Source organism: Streptomyces sp. NBC_00328 (genome assembly GCF_036139655.1).
Lineage (GTDB): Bacteria > Actinomycetota > Actinomycetes > Streptomycetales > Streptomycetaceae > Streptomyces.
Genome location: NZ_CP108013.1, coordinates 7,572,267 through 7,590,367 on the forward strand (window position 1 = coordinate 7,572,267; position 18,101 = coordinate 7,590,367).

At 71.3% G+C, this 18,101-nt stretch carries 19 protein-coding genes; 10 read left to right on the top strand and 9 right to left on the bottom strand.

Annotation, left to right across the window (positions count from 1 at the left end; genetic code table 11):
• The first annotated feature begins 75 nt into the window (after positions 1 to 75).
• The 6 genes from OG485_RS33110 to OG485_RS33135 all read left to right on the top strand — a co-directional run bounded on the left by OG485_RS33110 (position 76) and on the right by OG485_RS33135 (position 4,340).
• Positions 76 to 336: a hypothetical protein gene (locus OG485_RS33110; protein ID WP_328672246.1), complete on the top strand. Its 261-nt coding sequence runs from the start codon at positions 76 to 78 to the stop codon at positions 334 to 336.
• Positions 333 to 701 carry a helix-turn-helix domain-containing protein gene (locus OG485_RS33115; RefSeq protein ID WP_328672247.1) on the top strand — a complete coding sequence of 123 codons (369 nt, stop codon included), beginning with the start codon at positions 333 to 335 and terminating at the stop codon, positions 699 to 701. The genes OG485_RS33110 and OG485_RS33115 overlap by 4 nt, the downstream gene beginning before the upstream one ends.
• A 184-nt stretch (positions 702 to 885) precedes the next feature.
• The gene (uraD, locus tag OG485_RS33120; RefSeq protein ID WP_328672248.1) at positions 886 to 1,413 is read left to right on the top strand and encodes a 2-oxo-4-hydroxy-4-carboxy-5-ureidoimidazoline decarboxylase; all 528 of its coding nucleotides are present in this window, start codon (positions 886 to 888) and stop codon (positions 1,411 to 1,413) included.
• Positions 1,410 to 1,817 carry a hydroxyisourate hydrolase gene (gene uraH / locus OG485_RS33125; RefSeq protein ID WP_328672249.1) on the top strand — a complete coding sequence of 136 codons (408 nt, stop codon included), beginning with the start codon at positions 1,410 to 1,412 and terminating at the stop codon, positions 1,815 to 1,817. Before uraD ends, uraH begins: the two co-directional genes overlap by 4 nt.
• Positions 1,818 to 1,822: 5 nt before the next feature.
• Positions 1,823 to 2,779, top strand: coding sequence for a factor-independent urate hydroxylase (gene pucL, locus OG485_RS33130; protein ID WP_328672250.1), 957 nt, complete (start codon positions 1,823 to 1,825; stop codon positions 2,777 to 2,779).
• Positions 2,780 to 2,963: 184 nt separating this feature from the next.
• Positions 2,964 to 4,340 carry an 8-oxoguanine deaminase gene (locus tag OG485_RS33135; protein ID WP_328672251.1) on the top strand — a complete coding sequence of 459 codons (1,377 nt, stop codon included), beginning with the start codon at positions 2,964 to 2,966 and terminating at the stop codon, positions 4,338 to 4,340.
• A 212-nt stretch (positions 4,341 to 4,552) separates the two neighbouring features.
• Here OG485_RS33135 and OG485_RS33140 read toward each other — a convergent pair whose 3' ends face one another.
• Together OG485_RS33140 and OG485_RS33145 are read right to left on the bottom strand one after the other, a co-directional pair.
• Positions 4,553 to 5,368, bottom strand: coding sequence for a chitosanase (locus tag OG485_RS33140; RefSeq protein WP_328672252.1), 816 nt, complete (start codon positions 5,366 to 5,368; stop codon positions 4,553 to 4,555).
• A gap of 289 nt (positions 5,369 to 5,657) precedes the next feature.
• Positions 5,658 to 7,157: an MFS transporter gene (locus tag OG485_RS33145; protein WP_443048959.1), complete on the bottom strand. Its 1,500-nt coding sequence runs from the start codon at positions 7,155 to 7,157 to the stop codon at positions 5,658 to 5,660.
• A gap of 211 nt (positions 7,158 to 7,368) precedes the next feature.
• Between OG485_RS33145 and OG485_RS33150 the strand changes: the two genes are divergently transcribed.
• Positions 7,369 to 7,770, top strand: coding sequence for a winged helix-turn-helix transcriptional regulator (locus tag OG485_RS33150; RefSeq protein ID WP_328672253.1), 402 nt, complete (start codon positions 7,369 to 7,371; stop codon positions 7,768 to 7,770).
• Positions 7,771 to 7,866: 96 nt separating this feature from the next.
• Here the strand turns inward: OG485_RS33150 and OG485_RS33155 are convergent, their stop codons facing one another.
• From OG485_RS33155 to OG485_RS33170, 4 genes are all read right to left on the bottom strand, one after another.
• Positions 7,867 to 8,289, bottom strand: coding sequence for an acyl-CoA thioesterase (locus tag OG485_RS33155; protein WP_328672254.1), 423 nt, complete (start codon positions 8,287 to 8,289; stop codon positions 7,867 to 7,869).
• Between the two features lie 95 nt (positions 8,290 to 8,384).
• Complete coding sequence (locus OG485_RS33160; RefSeq protein WP_328672255.1) at positions 8,385 to 9,020, bottom strand: hypothetical protein; 636 nt, start codon at positions 9,018 to 9,020, stop codon at positions 8,385 to 8,387.
• A 55-nt stretch (positions 9,021 to 9,075) separates the two neighbouring features.
• On the bottom strand, positions 9,076 to 9,726 hold the full coding sequence (locus OG485_RS33165; protein ID WP_328672256.1) for a histidine phosphatase family protein: 651 nt from the start codon (positions 9,724 to 9,726) through the stop codon (positions 9,076 to 9,078).
• A gap of 101 nt (positions 9,727 to 9,827) precedes the next feature.
• Positions 9,828 to 11,045 (bottom strand): pyridoxal phosphate-dependent aminotransferase, encoded by a 1,218-nt coding sequence (locus tag OG485_RS33170; protein ID WP_328672257.1) that lies wholly within the window; start codon positions 11,043 to 11,045, stop codon positions 9,828 to 9,830.
• An 84-nt stretch (positions 11,046 to 11,129) separates the two neighbouring features.
• Here OG485_RS33170 and OG485_RS33175 point away from each other — a divergent pair, with 84 nt between their 5' ends.
• Positions 11,130 to 11,768 carry a winged helix-turn-helix transcriptional regulator gene (locus tag OG485_RS33175; protein ID WP_328672258.1) on the top strand — a complete coding sequence of 213 codons (639 nt, stop codon included), beginning with the start codon at positions 11,130 to 11,132 and terminating at the stop codon, positions 11,766 to 11,768.
• A gap of 121 nt (positions 11,769 to 11,889) precedes the next feature.
• Here the strand turns inward: OG485_RS33175 and OG485_RS33180 are convergent, their stop codons facing one another.
• From OG485_RS33180 to OG485_RS33190, 3 genes are read right to left on the bottom strand one after another with little or no spacing between them, the layout of a single operon-like run.
• On the bottom strand, positions 11,890 to 12,729 hold the full coding sequence (locus tag OG485_RS33180) for a hypothetical protein (RefSeq protein ID WP_328672259.1): 840 nt from the start codon (positions 12,727 to 12,729) through the stop codon (positions 11,890 to 11,892).
• Complete coding sequence (locus tag OG485_RS33185; protein WP_328672260.1) at positions 12,729 to 13,991, bottom strand: VWA domain-containing protein; 1,263 nt, start codon at positions 13,989 to 13,991, stop codon at positions 12,729 to 12,731. Before OG485_RS33185 ends, OG485_RS33180 begins: the two co-directional genes overlap by 1 nt.
• Before the next feature lie 57 nt (positions 13,992 to 14,048).
• Positions 14,049 to 15,560, bottom strand: coding sequence for an IucA/IucC family protein (locus OG485_RS33190; RefSeq protein WP_328672261.1), 1,512 nt, complete (start codon positions 15,558 to 15,560; stop codon positions 14,049 to 14,051).
• Positions 15,561 to 15,653: 93 nt separating this feature from the next.
• Here OG485_RS33190 and OG485_RS33195 point away from each other — a divergent pair, with 93 nt between their 5' ends.
• Positions 15,654 to 17,183, top strand: coding sequence for an IucA/IucC family protein (locus tag OG485_RS33195; RefSeq protein ID WP_443048960.1), 1,530 nt, complete (start codon positions 15,654 to 15,656; stop codon positions 17,181 to 17,183).
• 163 nt (positions 17,184 to 17,346) lie between these two features.
• A complete protein-coding gene (locus tag OG485_RS33200; protein WP_328672262.1) occupies positions 17,347 to 18,042 on the top strand; it encodes an SMI1/KNR4 family protein in 696 nt (231 codons plus the stop codon).
• Positions 18,043 to 18,101 lie beyond the last annotated feature (59 nt).

The following is an 18,101-nucleotide window of genomic DNA, read 5'->3' on the forward strand; positions in this document are numbered from 1 at the left end:
GAAAGCCGTGGCCATGACCCGCTCCCGCCGCAAGGGGCTTGCCGGGGTGTCCGCGGCGCGCAGTAGGTTGAGCCCGTGCGATTGAGAGTGGAGTTCACGACCGAGCCCTTCGATCTCGACGAGGCGCCCCGGCACGCCCTGGTCGCCCGTGAGGTCATCGAGACGGCCGAGCTGGACGCCGTGGACGTCGGGCCGTTCGGCAACACGGCGGAGGGCGGGGCGGACGCCGTGCTCACCGCCGTCGAGGCGCTGCTGCGCCAGGTCCTGGACGCGGGCGCCACCCGGGTCTCGCTCCAGGTGAACGTCATCGGGGCGACGGGGGAGGGCGATAAGTGACCGGAATCGGGGACGACCCCTTCGTCGCGGCGGTCAAACCGCTGGTCGACGCCATGGGTGGCGAGATGCTGGCGCCCGAGCTGGCCGGCGTCGACGACGTCGTGCTGTCCTGGGAGGGCGCGGACGTCGTCGCCGTGCGCCTGCCGCAGCTCGCCGACTCGCTCGACCACATCCTGGCCGCACTGGAGCGCAAGCGGGGCAAGCCGCTCGCGGAGCTCGACCGCAAGGCCAAGCAGGAGATCGTGCGCATACTGGAAGCCCGCGGGGCCTTCTCCGTGCGGCACGGTGTGGAGACCGTGGCGAGCGCGCTCGGCGTGAGCCGGTTCACCGTATACAACTACCTGAATCGCGAAAAGGGCGTCTGACCGGCGCGAACACGACTCGGGGCGGCAGGTGTCACCGGCCGCCACCTCGCCGCCGTCCGGACGACCGGGCGGCGGCTTTCGTCACCTCCCGTAACGCGAAGTTTTCAACAAAGTGTTGACGTTGGTTCGCCCGAGGGCGTTAGCTGTCCGCAGCCCGTCCAGCACACGGCCACGGAGGCTTCCCATGGAGTCGAGTACGGCATCCGGCGGCCTCGCCCGCTTCAACACCCTTGAGGAGTCCGCGGCCTTCGCCGTCCTCCACGAGGTGTGCGCCTCCCGGGCATGGGCCGAACGGCTGCTCTCCGCCCGTCCCTACACCACCGCCGAGGACTTGTACGCCGAGAGCGACGCGGCCACCGCGGGCCTCACCATCGCCGACCTGACAGAGGCGATGGCGGGGCACCCGCCCATCGGACGGCCGAAGCCCGGCGACCCGGCCTCCTCCCGTGAGCAGCGCGGGATGGCCGGAGCCTCCGCGGAGCTCAAGGAGGAGATGCTCGAACTGAACCTGGCCTACCAGGAGAAGTTCGGCCACGTCTTCCTCGTCTGCGCCACCGGCCGGACCGGGGAGCAGATGCGCGACGCGCTCAAGGAACGGACCGGCAACCCGGCCGGGCGGGAGCGTGAGATCGTCCGCGTCGAACTGGGAAAGATCAACCGCATCCGGCTCGGCCGTCTCGTGAGGGACCCCGTACAGGAAGAAGAGGCATGAGCACCGACACCACGGCCTCCGTGTCCACCCACATCCTGGACACCAGTGTGGGCCGCCCCGCGCGGGGCGTCGCGGTCCGGCTCGCCGCCCGGGCGGGGCGCGAGGGCGACTGGCGGGCGCTCGGGGGTTCCGCGACCGACGCGGACGGCCGGTGCAAGGACCTTCCGGCGCTGCCGGAAGGCACGACCCATGTACGGCTCGACTTCGAGGTCGAGCGGTACTTCGAGCAGGATCCGGCGACAACGACACAGCGAGCCGATGCGCAGCAGGACGCCCCCGCGAATCGGGACAGCGAGACGTTCTTCCCCGAGGTGACCATCACCTTCGCCGTCAGGCCGGGCGAGCACTACCACGTACCGCTGCTGCTCAACCCGTTCGGCTACTCCGTTTACCGAGGGAGCTAGCAGACATGACCGAACCTTCCCGCCAGGGCCGCCCGGTGCTTCTGGGACAGAACCAGTACGGCAAGGCCGAGAACCGCGTCGTCAGGATCACCCGCGACGGCGCCACGCACCACATCAAGGACCTGAACGTGTCCGTCGCGCTGAGCGGCGACATGGACGAGGTCCACCTCTCCGGCTCCAACGCGAACGTCCTGCCGACGGACACCACCAAGAACACGGTGTACGCCTTCGCCAAGGAGCACGGCATCGAGTCCGCCGAGCAGTTCGGCATCCATCTCGCCCGGCACTTCGTGACCAGCCAGGAACCGATCCAGCGGGCGCGCGTCCGGATCGAGGAGTACGCCTGGGAGCGCATCGAGGCCCCGGACGCCGCGTCCCGGGCCCCCGGCGCGGACGAGGCCCGGCACTCCTTCGTCCGCAAGGGCCAGGAGACACGCGTCACCCAGATCACCTACGACGGCGAGGCGTGGGAGGTCGTCTCGGGCCTGAAGGACCTCGTCGTGATGAACTCGACGAACTCCGAGTTCTGGGGCTACGTCAAGGACAGGTACACGACGCTCCAGGAAGCCCACGACCGCATCCTGGCCACCCAGGTCTCCAGCCGCTGGCGCTTCGGCTGGAGCGGCGACGAGCAGCGGATGCCCGACTGGGACAAGTCCTACGACGAGGTCAGGAAGCACATGCTCCAGGCCTTCGCGGACACCTACTCCCTCTCGCTCCAGCAGACCCTGTACGAGATGGGCGCGCGGATCATCGACCACCGGGACGAGATCGACGAGGTCCGCTTCTCGCTCCCGAACAAGCACCACTTCCTGGTCGACCTGACGCCGTTCGGCCTCGAGAACGATAGCCCTGACGGAGCCGTCTACCTCGCGGCCGACCGTCCGTACGGGCTCATCGAGGCCACCGTCCTGCGCGACGGCCGCGAGCCGCGTATCCCGGTGGACCTCACCAATCTGTAGGACCGCACCCGGCGGTCCACCCGGACCGCCCCCGCGGTACTGCCGCTGTACCCCTCGACGCGGGCGCCGGCGTCACATCCCAGGGGAGAGCGGGGGCATCTGCGCAACCACAGCACCACGGACCCGGTCGTCACCCCGCTCGGCCCCCGGGTCCGTCCGCCGACGGGAAGAACGAGGAACCGCAGTGGCAGTCCAGCGCATCGTCATCGAGAACTGCGCCATCGCGACCGTGGACGCGGGCGACACCGAGTACGCCTCGGGGCACATCGTCGTCGCCGGCAACACGATCGAGTCGGTGGGCTCCGGAAAGGCCCCCGGGAACCTGGAGAACGTGGTCCGCCGTGTCGACGGCACCGGCCATCTGGCCACCCCCGGCCTGGTCAACACCCATCACCACTTCTATCAGTGGATCACCCGCGGCCTCGCCACGGACCACAACCTCTTCGACTGGCTCGTCGCGCTCTACCCGACCTGGGCCCGCATCGACGAGCCCATGGTCCACGCGGCCGCCCAGGGCTCCCTCGCCATGATGGCCCGCGGCGGCGTCACCACCGCCATGGACCACCACTACGTCTTCCCCAAGGGCTCCGGCGACCTGTCCGGCGCCGTCATCCGGGCCGCCCGCGAGACCGGCGTCCGCTTCACCCTCGCCCGCGGCTCCATGGACCGCAGCGAGAAGGACGGCGGACTGCCGCCGGACTTCGCCGTCGAGACCCTCGAAGGGGCGCTGGCCGCCACCGAGGCGACCGTCGACGAGCACCACGACGCCTCCTTCGACAGCATGACCCAGATCGCCGTCGCGCCCTGCTCGCCCTTCTCCGTCTCCACCGAACTCATGAGGCAGGGCGCCGAGTTGGCCCGCCGCAAGGGGGTACGGCTGCACACGCACGGTTCGGAGACCGTGGAGGAGGAGCAGTTCTGCAAGGAACTGTTCGGCATGGGCCCGACCGACTACTTCGAGTCGACCGGCTGGCTCGGCGAGGACGTGTGGATGGCGCACTGCGTCCACATGAACGACTCCGACATCGCCGCCTTCGCCCGTACGAAGACGGGCGTGGCCCACTGCCCCTCCTCCAACGCCCGCCTGGCCGCGGGCATCGCCCGGGTCCCCGACATGCTGGCGGCCGGCGTCCCGGTCGGCCTCGGTGTCGACGGCACCGCGTCCAACGAGTCGGGCGAACTCCACACCGAGCTGCGCAACGCCCTGCTCATCAACCGGCTCGGTGCCCACCGCGAGGCAGCCCTGAACGCCCGTCAGGCACTGCGCCTCGGCACCTACGGAGGGGCCCAAGTCCTGGGCCGGGCAAGCCAGATCGGCTCCCTGGAGGCCGGCAAGCTCGCCGACCTCGTGCTGTGGAGACTCGACACGCTGGCGCACGCCTCGATCGCCGACCCGGTGACGGCGCTCGTCCTCGGCGCCGCCGCCCCGGTCACCCTCTCGCTCGTGAACGGCCGCCCGGTCGTCGAGGACGGCCACCTGCTGCACGTCGACGAGGACGCCGTCGCCCGTTCCACACGGGACGAGGCGCGGCGCCTCGCGCGGATCGCCGGACAGGCCTGACCGGCGCAGAACTCCGGCCGAGGGGGACGGCCCTCGGCCGGTGGCCGTGGACCCGAGCGGGGTCCACGGCGGCCGCCTCCGGGGCGCGCGCGGACGTGCGCGCCCCGGAACGGTCTCCGCCGCGCGGACACCGACGCACAGTGACGTGAGGGGACTTGAAGGAGGGCGCGACACCTGCCGGGTGCCGCGCCCCTTCGCCCGTGCCGCGTCGGTCAGCCGATGTGGTAGCTGTCGCCGTAGACCTTCCAGTCCAGCGGTGTGTTCAGGTTCAGGTTCCGGTTGCGCAGGAACACGCGTTGCGCGGTGTCGACCCGACTGGTGTCGGAGTGCGCCTCCTCCTGCTTCATGGCCCACACCCGCGCGTCGAGGAAGGCGTTCAGGTACGTCACCTCGTCGCCGCCCTGGGCCGGTGGTTTGGCCTTCGCGAGCGCGCGCCGCCGGATGCTGCCGAAGCTGGTGCCGTCGTCGCCGTCGCCGTGCATCACGATGGCGTCGTAGTACGTGAACTGGCCGAGGGCGCCGATCCCGTCGGCCTTGCCCTGCCCGACGGCCGGGTTGAAGTAGACGCGGTCGCGCTCGTCGTTCTGGGCCTGCTGGAACGCCGAGTCCTGGGCGGCCCGGCGCCAGTCCGCCGGGAACCCGGGGTCGAGCCCCTCGTGGGAGTCGCTGCCGTCGACCTCGCGCAGTGCGGGCAGGTACTTGGCCAGCACGTTGCCGGGCTTGCGCCGGGTGTACAGCTCGACGAGGTCGAGCATGTCGTGGGTGCCGGAGCAGAAGCCGATGATCCCGGCGGTGTAGCCGCGCCCGTCGCCGATGTCCTCGATGTACTTGTACTGCGCCTTCCAGTCCAGCGAGGAGTTCTCCGCGCTGGAGACCAGCTTCATGGCGATCTCCTTCTTCGCCGGGTCGTCCAGACCGGCCGCGGCGGCCGTCGCGGACTGCCCGGTCAGGAGCGGGGCCGCCACCAATGAGGCGCCTATCAGGGTGAGCAGGGTGCGACGCGAAGTGCCTGTGTGGGGGGTGCGCACGGTACCTCCGTTGGGGGAGTGATGTTGCCGCGTACTGTTAGGAAAGTTTCCTACCAGAGTTCGAGGGCGGCGTACACCCGTCGGGGGAAAGGGAGTTGACGCTTCGCGGGTTCGACAGCGGGGGTCGGGGCGGGAGACGGCGGGCCGGATGGGGCTGGCGCCGGGGCCGGGGAGGAGCCGGGATCGGGGCGGTGCCGGGGGCGGATTGGGTTGGTGCCGGGGTTGGGCCGGGTTGGTGGCGGGGCCAGATCGCGTTGGCGTCGGGCGGGCCGGGTTGGCGGCGGGCCGGCTAGCGCGCGGCAGGCGCGGCCCCCCGACCCATGGGTGGCTCGTCCTCGGTGGCCTGAGTGCCTGGCTCCGGGGTCTCCGCCGGGGTCTCCTCCGTGACGGCCCCGGTCCGCGGCTTCGGGCTCCGCGCCGGTTCGGCCTCCGCCGTCCGCGGGAAGGCCGAGGCGTCTCGCCGGGGCCGCAGCAGAGCGGCGGCGAGGACCAGGGCCGTGGCCGCGACAGCCGTGGCCACGGTGAACGCCAGCCGGTAGCCGTCCGCCGTCGCCGCCACGGCGTCCTCGCCCGCACCGGTCAGGCGCTCGGTGCGGCCCGCCGCCAGTGTCGTCAGCACGGCGAGACCCAGTGAACCCCCCACCACCTGTGTGGTGTTGAAGAGTCCGGAGGCCAGGCCCGCGTCCTCGGCGCGGGCGCCCGACATCGCGAGTCCCGTCACCGCGGGCATCGCGGCCGCGAACCCCGCGGAGAGCAGGAGGAGCGCGGGCAGCACGTCGGTGAGGTACACCCCCTCGGTCGGGAGGCGGCCCAGCAGGGCCAGACCGGCCGTGATGAGGGCGAGTCCGGCGAGCAGGACGCGGTACGGGCCGAAGCGGGCGACCGTGCGCGCCGACAGACTCAGCATCAGCGCGCCGATGACCACCGGCGCGGGCAGGAACGCCGTGCCGGTGAGCAACTCACCGTAGCCGAGCACCCGTTGGAGGTAGAGGGCGCCGATGTACTGGAAGCCGTACATCCCGGCGATCATCAGGATCTGCACGCCGTTCGCGCTCGCCAGGGTCCGGGAGCGCAGCAGGCGCAGCCGCAGCAGGGGGCGGGCCGCCCGCGCCTGACGGACGGTGAACCCGGCGAAGAGGGCGAGGGCGAGCGCGCCGAGGGCGAGGGTGCCGCCGAGGCCCCGCTCGCCGGCGCCGACGATCGTGTACACGGTCAGCATCAGAGCGCCGGTGACCAGGGCGGCGCCGGGGAAGTCGGCGCCCCGGCCGAGGCCGGACCCCTTGTCGGGGATGAGGATCCGGAGCGCGGCGACCCAGGCCGACACGCCGATCGGCAGGTTGATCAGAAAGATCCAGTGCCAGCCGAGGGACTGCGTCAGCGCACCGCCGAGGAAGGTGCCGAGCGCCCCGCCCGCGGCACCGACCGCGCTGAACACCGCGATGGCGCGGCCCTGTTCGCGGGGCTCGGGGAAGAGCGCCACCAGCATGCCCAGGACGACGGCCGAGGTCATCGCCCCGCCGACGCCCTGGAGGGCGCGGGCGGCGATCAGCGTGCCCTGCCCGTCGGCGACCCCGCACAGCACGGACGCCGCCGTGAACACCGCGAGGCCGGCCGTGAACATCCGCCTGCGGCCCACCAGGTCGCCGAGCCTCCCCGCGAGCAGCAGCAGTCCGCCGAACGGGATCAGATAGGCGTTCACGACCCAGGCGAGCCCGGGCGCGGAGAAGCCGAGGTCCCCCTGGACCGCGGGCATGGCCACGGTGACGATGTTCCCGTCCAGGATCGTCATCAGCGTGCCCGCGCACAGGACGGCGAGCGCGGCCCACCGGGAAGGTGTTCGGGGTGCCGACGGGTTCGCCGGTCCGGTCCGGGGCAGCATGACGGTGACCTCCGTGTTCTCCATGGACGGTGTCGGACCCATGGACGTTCTCCCTTGGTGCACGACTTGTAACGGGGTACATCGTCAGTGACCATGGAGACCGGCGTAAGGAGGCACTTCGATGTCCCAGGGGAACACCGGTGTTACCTCGCAGGCAGTGCTCGCGCAGGCGTGCCCGGTCCGCGAGGTTCTTGACAGGGTCGCGGGAAAATGGAGCGTGCTGATCATCGTGGCCGCCGCGCACGGTCCGATCCGCTTCACGGAACTGGAGCGCAGCATCGAGGGGATCAGCCGCCGGATGCTGACGCTGACCCTGCGCAATCTCGAACGCGACGGCCTCGTCACCCGCACCGTGCATCCCACGGTGCCGCCGAAGGTGGAGTACGAACTGACTCCGGTGGCACGGGAGTTGCACGCCACACTGCTCTCCCTGACCGACTGGGCCGAGCGGAACCGCCTCACCATCGCCGAGTCCCGCGCGGCCTACGACGCCGAACACCGGCCGGAGTTGCTCGACGCCTAGGTCCGGCCGGCCGGTTCAGCCCGGTCGGTTCAGGCCGGTCGGGTCACCGGAGAGCCGCCGTGCTCGCGGGCCGGGCCCGGAGAGAGGCGCGGGGTCTCAGTTCTCGTAGAAGGCCGGGTCGGTGGCCATCGACGCGAAGTGCTTCCGGGCGTCGGGCAGCAGTCTGCGCTCCGTGAGGTCCATCAGACCGCCGACCGCCGTGATCTCGGCGGCCACCGTGCCGTCCGCCTTGATGATGGTCTGCTCCACGCGGAAGCTCTTGCCCGTACCCCAGAGGAAGGCGCACGTGACCTCGACGTCGTCGCCCGCGAGCAGTTCACGCCGGTAGCGGATGGTCGTCTCCAGCACGACAGGGCCCACCCCGCGGGCCGCCAGATCGGCCTGACCGATCCCGGACGCGTGCAGCAGCGACCACCGGGCGTGCTCGGCGTACTGGAGATACACGCTCTGGTTGAGATGCCCCTGCACATCGGTCTCGTACCCGCGAACGGTCACGGGGACGGAAAACGGTTCTGCCACGACTGTCCTCTCGATCACTGCGATCACTACGACGACTGTGACGACCGCGATGACTCTGACGGTGTCAACGGCTTGAACGGTGCCCCCGGCGCGTCTCACACCCGCCGGGGTGAGGCCAGGACGTACCGGGAGCCCGTGCGCGGCTCCGTGTGCTCACCGGCCTGCCAGCCCGCCTTCTCCAGGGCAGCCGCGCAGGCCCGCAGCGCCCCGGGGTCCGGCTCGTGCACGGCGACGGCCTCCGGCTGAGGTGTCGGCCGTACCCGGTAGCCCCCGCCCTCCGCTCCGGCGGGCCGGTGCCCGGCCGCCTCCAGCGCGAGCGCCGCGGCCTGCACCAGATGCGTACGCTCCCAGGCGCACGGAAGGTCGGTCGCGCCGTCCGGACGGGTCATCCGGCGCAGTTCCAGGAGCCCCTGCCAGGCGCCGCGCACCTCTCTCAGCCGCGCGGGACCCGCCTCGGGTCCCTCCTCGCCGCCGATCCGCGCCGCGAACACCCCCGACGCCGCCGGAGCGGACGGCTCCGGAGCGCCGGCGTCGTCCGAAGCACCGGGCGTCTCGCGCAGCCGGTGCCCGGCCGGGGTCAGGAAGTGGTCGCGCGGGGGGCGGGGATGGCGGAAGGCGAGCCCGCGCTTCACCAGGGCGGCGAGCTGGGCCTCGGTGCCCTTCAGGCGCCCGGTGACGGGGTCGGCTGCCTCGATGACGTGCCGCTGCGCGGCGGTCGGCGGTCGTGTCACGGCGCGCTCCCTCCATCCACCCGGTGGTGCCACGGCGCTCCGGCCCGGCCGCGGCTCAGTGTTCCTCCGCTCCCTCTCCCGCCGAGGAGAGGAAGTCATGGGAACAGTACGCGTCGGGTCTGACATTCCAGCCGGCCACGACATGCCGGCGGTGCTCCGTGCTGAGCCGGCTCATCGTCCCGGTGGCGAGCTGGAAGAGGGCGCCGGACCGGGCGCTCAGACCGAGCCGCCGCGCGGTCAGCACCCGCAGGAAGTGGCCGTGCGAGACGACGACCACGCTGCCCTCCGACTCGGAGAGCGCCGCGTCGATCCGGGCCAGCACCCGCTCGGCGCGCGCCCCGACCTCGTCCGCGTTCTCCCCCGGGTGTTCGGGCGGCCCGGGGGAGACACCGTCGGTGAACAGGAACCAGTCGGGCCGCTCCCGGTGGATCTCGACGGTCGTGACCCCCTCGTACCCGCCGTAGTCCCACTCGCGCAGGTCCGCGTCGACGCGCGCGTGGCCGATCCCGGCCAGCTCGGCCGTCTCCCGCGCCCGGCGCATCGGGCTGACGAACGCGGCCGCGATGTGGTGCCGGGCGATCAGCGGACGGAGCCGCCGCGCCTGTTCGCGGCCGTTGTCGGTCAGCGGGACATCGGTCGACCCCGTGTGCCGCCCGGACATCGACCATTCGGTCTCACCGTGCCGTACGAGGAGCAGGTCACCCATCGCCGTGCCCTTCCGTCCCTGCGTCAGCTGCTGTCCCTCGTACGGTGACACCGGGCGGGCCGGACCGCAGCACGGATCCTCCGGTCGGCCCACCCGGCACCTCAGCCCTTCTCCTGCCGGTAGCCGCTCAGGAACCGCCCGATCCGGCTGATCGCCGCGTCCAGGACGTCGGCGTGCGGGAGGGTGAGGATGCGGAAGTGGTCGGGCCGCGACCAGTTGAAGCCGGTGCCCTGCACGACCTGGATCTTCTCGCGCAGCAGCAGGTCGAGGACGAACTTCTCGTCGTCGTGGATCGGATACACGGCGGGGTCGATGCGCGGGAACGCGTACAGCGCGCCCTTCGGTTTGACGCACGAGATGCCGGGGATCTCGTTGAGCTTCTCCCAGGCGAGGTCGCGCTGCTCGCGGAGCCGGCCGCCCGGTGCGGTCAGCTCGTGGATCGACTGGCGGCCGCCGAGCGCGGCCTGGATGGCGTACTGCGCCGGGGCGTTGGCGCACAGCCGCATCGAGGCCAGCATCGTCAGCCCCTCCAGATAGCTGCGCGCGTGCTGCTTGGGACCCGTGACGACCAGCCAGCCGGAACGGAATCCGGCGACGCGGTAGGTCTTCGAGAGGCCGCAGAAGGTGAGGATCACCAGGTCGGGGGCGAGGGCCGCGGCCGACTGGTGCACGGCGTCGTCGTACAGGATCTGGTCGTAGACCTCGTCGGCGAGGACCATCAGGCCGTGGCGTCGCGCGAGATCGAGGATGCCCTCGACGATCTCCTTCGGATAGACCGCGCCCGTCGGGTTGTTGGGGTTGATGATGACGACCGCGCGGGTCCGGTCGGTGATCTTCGCCGCCATGTCGTCCAGGTCCGGGTACCAGTCGGACTGTTCGTCGCAGAGATAGTGAACGGCCTTGCCGCCGGCGAGTGTTGTGACCGCGGTCCACAGCGGGTAGTCCGGGGCGGGGACGAGGACTTCGTCGCCGTCCTCGATCAGGGCCTGCACGGCCATGGAGATCAGTTCCGATACGCCGTTGCCGAGGAAGACGTCGTCCACGCCGACGTCCAGGCCCCGGTCCTGGTAGCGCTGGGCGACGGCTCGGCGGGCGGACAGGATGCCGCGCGAGTCGGTGTAGCCGTGCGCCCGGGGCAGCATCCGGATCATGTCCTGGAGGATCTCCTCCGGCGCCTCGAAACCGAAGAGGGCGGGATTGCCGGTGTTCAGCCGCAGCACGCTGTGGCCCGCCGCCTCCAGTGCGTCGGCGTGCTCGATCACCGGGCCGCGGATCTCGTAACAGACCTCGCTGAGCTTGCTCGACTGCCGGAACTCCATGCGCTGCGCCCTCCGGTTGTGGTGTTGCTTGGTTTTACCAAGTATGAGCTTGGAAAGTCCAACAAGATAGCTAGACTGCCTCACATGCCAGTGCGCCGAAGCTACGACCAGTACTGTTCCGCCGCCCGTGCCCTCGACGCGGTCGGGGACCGGTGGACCCTCCTGATCGTCCGCGAACTGCTCGGCGGACCGCGCCGGTACACCGATCTGCACGCCGATCTGCCGGGCGTCAGCACCGACGTCCTCGCCTCCCGGCTCAAGGACATGGAGCGCGACGGGCTGGCCGGCCGTCGGCGGCTGCCTCCTCCGGGCGCCGCCTACGTCTACGAACTCACCGCCCGCGGAAGGGATCTGCTGCCCGTCCTCCAGGCGCTCGGGGAGTGGGGCGCGCCCGCGCTGGGCGAGCCGCGGCCCACCGACGCCGTACGGGCCCACTGGTTCGCGCTGCCGCTGCTGCGCCAGCTGGACGCCGCAGGGGCGGGGGAGGGGCTGGTCGAAGTCCGCCTGGACGAAGGCCTGTTCCATGTGTGGCTCGGTGCCGGGGAAGGGCCGCTCTACGGCGACGGGCCGGCCCCGCGGGAGCCGGACGCCCGTCTGGCTCCGGACGCGCGCGCGTGCGAGGCCATGAACCGGGGAACCCTGACGCTGCTCGACGCTCTGCGCGAGCGGAGCGTCGACGTGGCGGGCGACGGACCCCTGGCCGAAGCGCTCCGCCGGGCGTGACGCGGCCGCCCCGGCTCGCGTCCCGGCGGTTCGCGGCTCCGCCCTGTCCCGCAGCGCAGAAGGAAGGCCCGCGCCGCTCCCCGTCAGGGAGCGGCGCGGGCCTCGGTCGACGGACTGCGGGTCAGGCGCCCGGCGGAATCCGCGAGGGGCGCCCGCGGCCCCGCGTCAGCGAGTACCCCCAGATACCGGCGAGGGCCGCGAGGACGCCACCGATCGCGGTCCACACCCAGCGGTCGGACCACCAGTCCGAGCCGTCGGGCCGGAGCGAGGACAGCACCGCCGTCTTGGAGCCGGAACCGTCCTCCCCGGGATCCTCCGCCGCCTTGATGGCGATCCCCGGGACCAACGGCTTCGCGAGCGAGCCGTCGACCGCCGCCGAACCGCCGATGTCCTTGGAGTCCACCTGGAGTTGCGCGCTCATCGGCAGACCCAGATCGGCCGCGCCGAGACCGGTGGCGGTGAGCCGGACGTAATAGGTGCCCGGCAGCGGGTCGTTGGCCCAGGTCTCCGACCAGGCGCGCACCGTGCGCAGGGTGCAGGACAGCTCCACGGAGGACGCGTCCGCCCCCGCCGTCCGGGTCTGCGCCCCGTACTGGCAGGCCTGACGGCGCCGCAGCCCGTCGTACACGTCGATCTGCCAGGTCTCGGTGCCGGCGCGCCTGGACGCCTCGGGCAGCTTCACCGTCGCCTTCACGGTGGGGCGCTGCCCCGCGTCCGCCGCGAACTGCCAGTACAGGTAGTCACCGGCGGAGGCGCCGGCGGTGGCCTGCACGCCCTGCTCGATCTCGGTCGCCGTGCGGAAGGACGTACCGGCCTCGGTGGGCGCGGAGTCGTCATCCGAAGGGCTCGCGGACGGCGTGGAGTCGGCGAGGGCCGGGGAGGCGGCCGCGCCGAGCAGCGCGGGCGCCGCGGCGACCCCCGCGAGGAGGGCGGCGGTGCTCAGTACACGTCGGATACGCATCAGTTGGTCCTCCAGACCGAGAACCGCCAGCGAGAGATCCAGCCCCACAGCAGACCCGCGATGAAGCCGGTCAGCACCAGGGCGCCGAGCAGCCACCAGCCGCGTCCGAGGCCGAAGGAGGCCACGTCACCCGCCTGGTCGGGACCGTCGACGACGTCGACCGTCAGTTCCAGCGGCAGACCGGGCGTGGTCTTCACGCCGGACGCGGCCGAGAAGGAGTTGGACACCTGCAGGCACACGACCTCGGCGGGCGCGTCCTCGTCGTCGCTCTCGGCCTTCGGGTAGCGCAGGCCGGTCGAGACGACGTCCGTGCGGCCGTTCCCGGCCGACTCGCCGCGCACGATCTCCCGGCCGTGCACGGTGACGGCACGCAGCAGCACCCCGTAGTCGCGATTGACCTGACGGTCGGCCGCGATGCTCACCGAGGCACGCAGTTCCTTGCCCGGCGCGACCTCCACGCGGTACCAGCGGTGCTGCGCGAACTCCTCGCGGTCGGTGTAGAGACCCGACTTGACGGCGGGCGCCCCGGTGCACGAGTCGGCACCCTGCACGGCCACCGGCTTCACCACCGGATCGGCGGCGCGGTCCACCAGCTGGTTGACGCGGTCGCTGAGCTGCTCCTTGTGCTCCACCGAGGTGTACGTGCCTCCGGTGGCCTCGGCGATGCAGCTCAGCTGCTTGCTCACCTTGACGTTGGGGACCAGCCCCAGGGTGTCGATCGTCAGGCCGATGCCCTTGGCGGCGATCTCGCGGGCCACCTGGCACGGGTCGAGCGGCTGACAGGTGTCCTCGCCGTCGCTGATCAGCACGATGCGACGGGTGCCCTCACCGCCGTCGAGGTCGTCGGCCGCCTTGAGCAGGGCGGGGCCTATCGGGGTCCAGCCGGTCGGACTGAGGGTCGCGACGGCGGTCTTGGCCTCGGTGCGGTCCAGCGTCCCCACGGGGTAGAGCTGGGCCGTGTCCTTGCAGCCGGTCTTGCGGTCGTCCCCGGGGTAGTTGGCGCCGAGGGTGCGGATGCCGAGCTGTACCTCCTGCGGCGTAGCGTCGAGCACTTCGTTGAACGCCTGCTTCGCCGCGGACATCCGCGACTCGCCGTCGATGTCCCGGGCCCGCATCGAACCGCTGACGTCCAGCAGGAGTTCGACCTTGGGCGCGGTCGCCGTGGTTTCGTCGGCGACCGCTCCGGCCGGGTAGGCGATCCCGGCGGCCAGGGCGGCGAGCAGGGCGCAGACGCCCGCCGCCAGCCGTTGTCTTGTGATCATCGGCGGATCCTATTGATCAAAGGTGCCGCTCGTAAAAACGAGAGGTGTCCCGCGACATCACATACCGGCTCCGGCGAGTGGCCGAGGAAGCCGTGTCCACAGGTCACCGGGGGTCTCGGGGGAGAGCCGCATCAAAGTGAGCGCTTTGGCGGGGAGCGGCTCACCGAGGAGCGCGGGAAGGTCCGCGGTGCGCGGGAGATCCGCGGCGACGCTGTCAAGTGCCTCGCGGAGCGCGCCCGTCGAACCCGCCGTCGCGCCCAGGGCGCCGCCGACGAGGGAACCGAAGAGCTTGCGGCGCAGGGCGGTCTCGTCGTCCGTCACGATGCGCCCGGACAGCCGCGGGACCGGGACGCCGTGCCGGGCCAGCCGGGCCGGGCTCACCCGGATGTCGGCCAGGTCGCGGTAGACGAGCCGGACGGGGGAACCCGCGCGGTCGAGGATCACCAGCAGGTTCTGGCCGTGCGCCTCCAGCGCCACCCCCGACTCCAGCAGCCGCAGCCCCGTGGTGAGGACGAGACGGGTGAACTCGGCCAGCCAGGAAGCCTTTTCGGGCAGAGACGTCAGCGGAAGGGCGGCCACCGGCACGCACCTCTCGCCCGTACCCGCGTAGCCGTCCGGTGACTCCCGCACCACCGCCGCGAGACCGGGGAACCCGGCCGAGGCCGCGCCGAGGGTACGGGTGATGTGCAGCGGAACGTCCAGGACCGCCAGTATCCCCTCCATGAACGCCGAGACCGTATCCGCCGTTTCCACCGAGTACACCGAGATGTCCCGCACCGACGAGGTCAGCCGGGCGCTCAGCGCGGTCTTCACATGCGGCCCGTCCGGCACCGCGAGGGTCCTCAGCGACATCAACGGGTGAGCGGCGAAACCCTCCTGGACCGGGGCGTCCAGCACATGAGCGGTCTGCCAGGGATGCACCGGGATCAGCACCCGCTCCCCGTCCCGCAGCCACTTCGGCCACTCGCCCGTGACGAGAGGGCCGTCCACCGCCACCAGGCCCAACTCCACCGACGGCCGGTGCTCCGGCCCGTACGCGAGCTGTTCGGCCACCGAGAACCCGGGCCGCGCACGGCAGTTGGGGTGGTACGGGTGCCCGTCGACGATCCGCTGTTCCCACACCCAGCTCGCCTCGGGCTCTTCGGGAGTGCCCCAGGACGCCGCCCGGTCCGCCCGCGACAGGGCCATGGAGGCGACGCTGTGCGCGAGTTCGGCCGCGAAGGCGGGACCGTGCGGTACGCCGAGAGCGTCGACGAGCAGCTCCGGACGGTCGTACGTCCGCCCGGCGAGCCGCACTTCGGTCACGTACGCGGAGGTGGCGTACGGGTCGGCGCGCGGCCCGCGCAGCCGCCGGCCGTCCGTCAGGCTCAGCGTGAGACCCTCACGGTCCGTGTCACGGCGGGCGATCCACGGCAGCGGCTCGTACGCCAGCGCGCGCCACAGCCGGGTCAGCACGGCCGCCCGGGCACCGGGCAGAGCCTCTGCGTACGGCGCCGACAGCCCGGGACGTACGACGCTCAGCTCCCCGGCGAACGCGGTCTCGGTGTCGGGCGTGGAGGGACGGGGCACAGGCGGGCTCCTCGGGTACGGGGACTATGTCGTGATCGTCCGCCGCGGCGGACATACTGATCACCAGTGCACCGCATGAATCGAACGGACCGGATGGATCGCGTGGACTTCAAGCCGACCGTGTTCCCCCAGCTCACCGCTGGCGACATGGAGGAGGCCGCCGACGCGTACGCCGCCGCGCCGTTGCTCAATTGTCTCCTTCGCGAGCTGGCGGAACCCACACCGGAACCGGGCGTCCACCGGCTCCGCGCCGATGGCCGGATGCTGCGCGTGCGGGGGACGCGGCGCCCCGTCGAGCCCGAGGTGTACACCGGGGGAGCCTGGCACCGGCTCACCCACCGGGAACTGGTCGCCTTCGCCGCCGAGGAACTGCGCCGGTCCACCGGAGCGGCCAACTCCGAGCTGCCCGCGGAGATGACCGACAGCCGGGACGTGGTCGCCGCCCTCCTGCGCGCCCGCGCCGAGGCGACGCCCCCCGAGGACCCGTACCTGCGTTCCGAACAGTCCCTGATCACGGGGCACCCGTACCACCCGGCACCCAAGACCCGCGGTGGCGGCCCGGTCACCGGCTGGCTGCCCTACGCACCCGAGGCGTACACCCGCTTCCCGCTGGAACTGCTCGCCGTGCGGGAGGACACGGTCGTCGAGGAGGGCGACACGAGGGCCCTCGACGCCCTGGGCAGGGCCCCCGCCGGATACCGGCTGCTGCCCGCCCACCCCTGGCAGTTGACCCTGACCGGAGCCGGCCGGGCGATCCGGGACGCCTTCGCGGACGGCCGGCTCCTGCGCCTCGGACCCACCGCCCGCCCGTTCCGGCCGACGGCCGCGGTCCGCACCCTCTACGCCCCCGAGGCCGACCTGTTCGTCAAGTTCAGCCTCGACGTCCGCATCACCAACGACATCCGCCGGCTGTGGCGGCACGACCTGCTGAAGGTGCGGGCCACCGACGCGGCCACCGCCGCGGCGTTCGCCGCGCAGGACCATCCCGCCGCCTGGCTGAGCGACCGCGGCTACCGCACCGCCGGCTTCGCCTTCGAGGAACTCGCCGTCCTGGTCCGCGACGGACTGCGCGACCACCTCGTCCCCGGCGCGACCCCGCTGCTCGCCGCCGCCCTGGTGGAGGGGTTCGAGGGCAACCCGCTCGACCGGCTGACCGACCCCTCGGCCTGGTGGGCCGCCTACCTCCGCCAGGTGGTACCCCCGGTGCTGGAGGCGTTCGCCCGCCACGGAGTCGTCGTCGAGGCCCACCTGCAGAACACCCTGGTCGCCGTGGACGCCGCCGGCACGCCCGTCCAGGCACTGTTCCGGGACGCGGAGGGAGTGAAACTGCTGCCGGGGGTGACCCGCGCGGCCGGCTGGGAACGGCTCGTGTACTGCCTGATCGTCAACCACCTCGCCGAGCTGGCCGCCCTCCTCGCCGAGCGGTTCCCGGGCACGGACCCCTGGCCCGCCGTACGACGCGAACTCCAGCGCTGCGGCGCGGACCACCACCTCCCCGAGATCGCGGCCCTGCTCTCCTCACCCACCGTCCCGGGCAAGACCAACCTGCTGCTCCGCTGGACCCGGGCGGACGGCGCCGACGCCCGCTATGTGCCCCTGCCGAACCCGCTGGCCGGCACCTGACGTCCGGGGCCGCGAGTCCGGACCTCCTCCGTGAAGGACAGCGGCCTGGAGCGGAAGCCCTCCTCTCGAGTCGCTGAGCGGCAATGCGTGAATGAGGGGTTGGCTTCCAGGTGGACGTCACCCCATCATGGTGCGGGAATCAGGCACTGTGAAAATTGAATCCGTGATCGCGCTACGTCTTCTTGGCCGACGTACGGTCGGTGGCATAAGGCGGCTGAACCCAGATCGCTTCTATGGTATAAAAGGCGGCATGACAACTGAAATGCCTGGACTCATTCAGCTGTGGTATCGCTTTGAGAATTGGCTGGCCGAACATGCCGGCGAGGACTATGCATCCTTGTTGCCGGGAGCCTCGGACGATGAGATCAGGCGTCTTGAAGACGGCCTGGGATTCCCGCTCCGTGAAGATGTCAAGGGAATGATCAGGCTGCATGACGGAGTCACCGAACGTAGGTCCAGTAAGCAGCCTGGCGCATTCCTCCTCGGATACAGTCTTCTGGGCGTCGACGGCATCATAAGTTCGCATCGAGATCTCGTGTCCATGGTTGAAAATTCACGAGAGGAGGGCGACGAGGAGTCGGTTGTCGGGCGGATTGCCGACGAGCGATGGGTTCCTCTTGCTCAAGATATTACAGGGGATCTGCTGTTCGTCGACCACCGTCATCACTATGCAGGAGAAATCGGCGAGATGTCGTTCGGTGATCCTGAATACCGGATGCTGTGGCCCCGTATGGACCTCATGCTGGAGGATCTGTGCAACTCGGTGGAGAATCGGACTCCGATAACCTCCGTCCCTCGAATTCCTTACGTGCACGAAGGGCGGATGCTTGAATGGCATGTCCAAGGAGTGCAGAGATGATTCCGGCCAGGAACAGTGCGGTCCACTGGACAAGTGCCCGTCCAGTGGACCGCATGCCT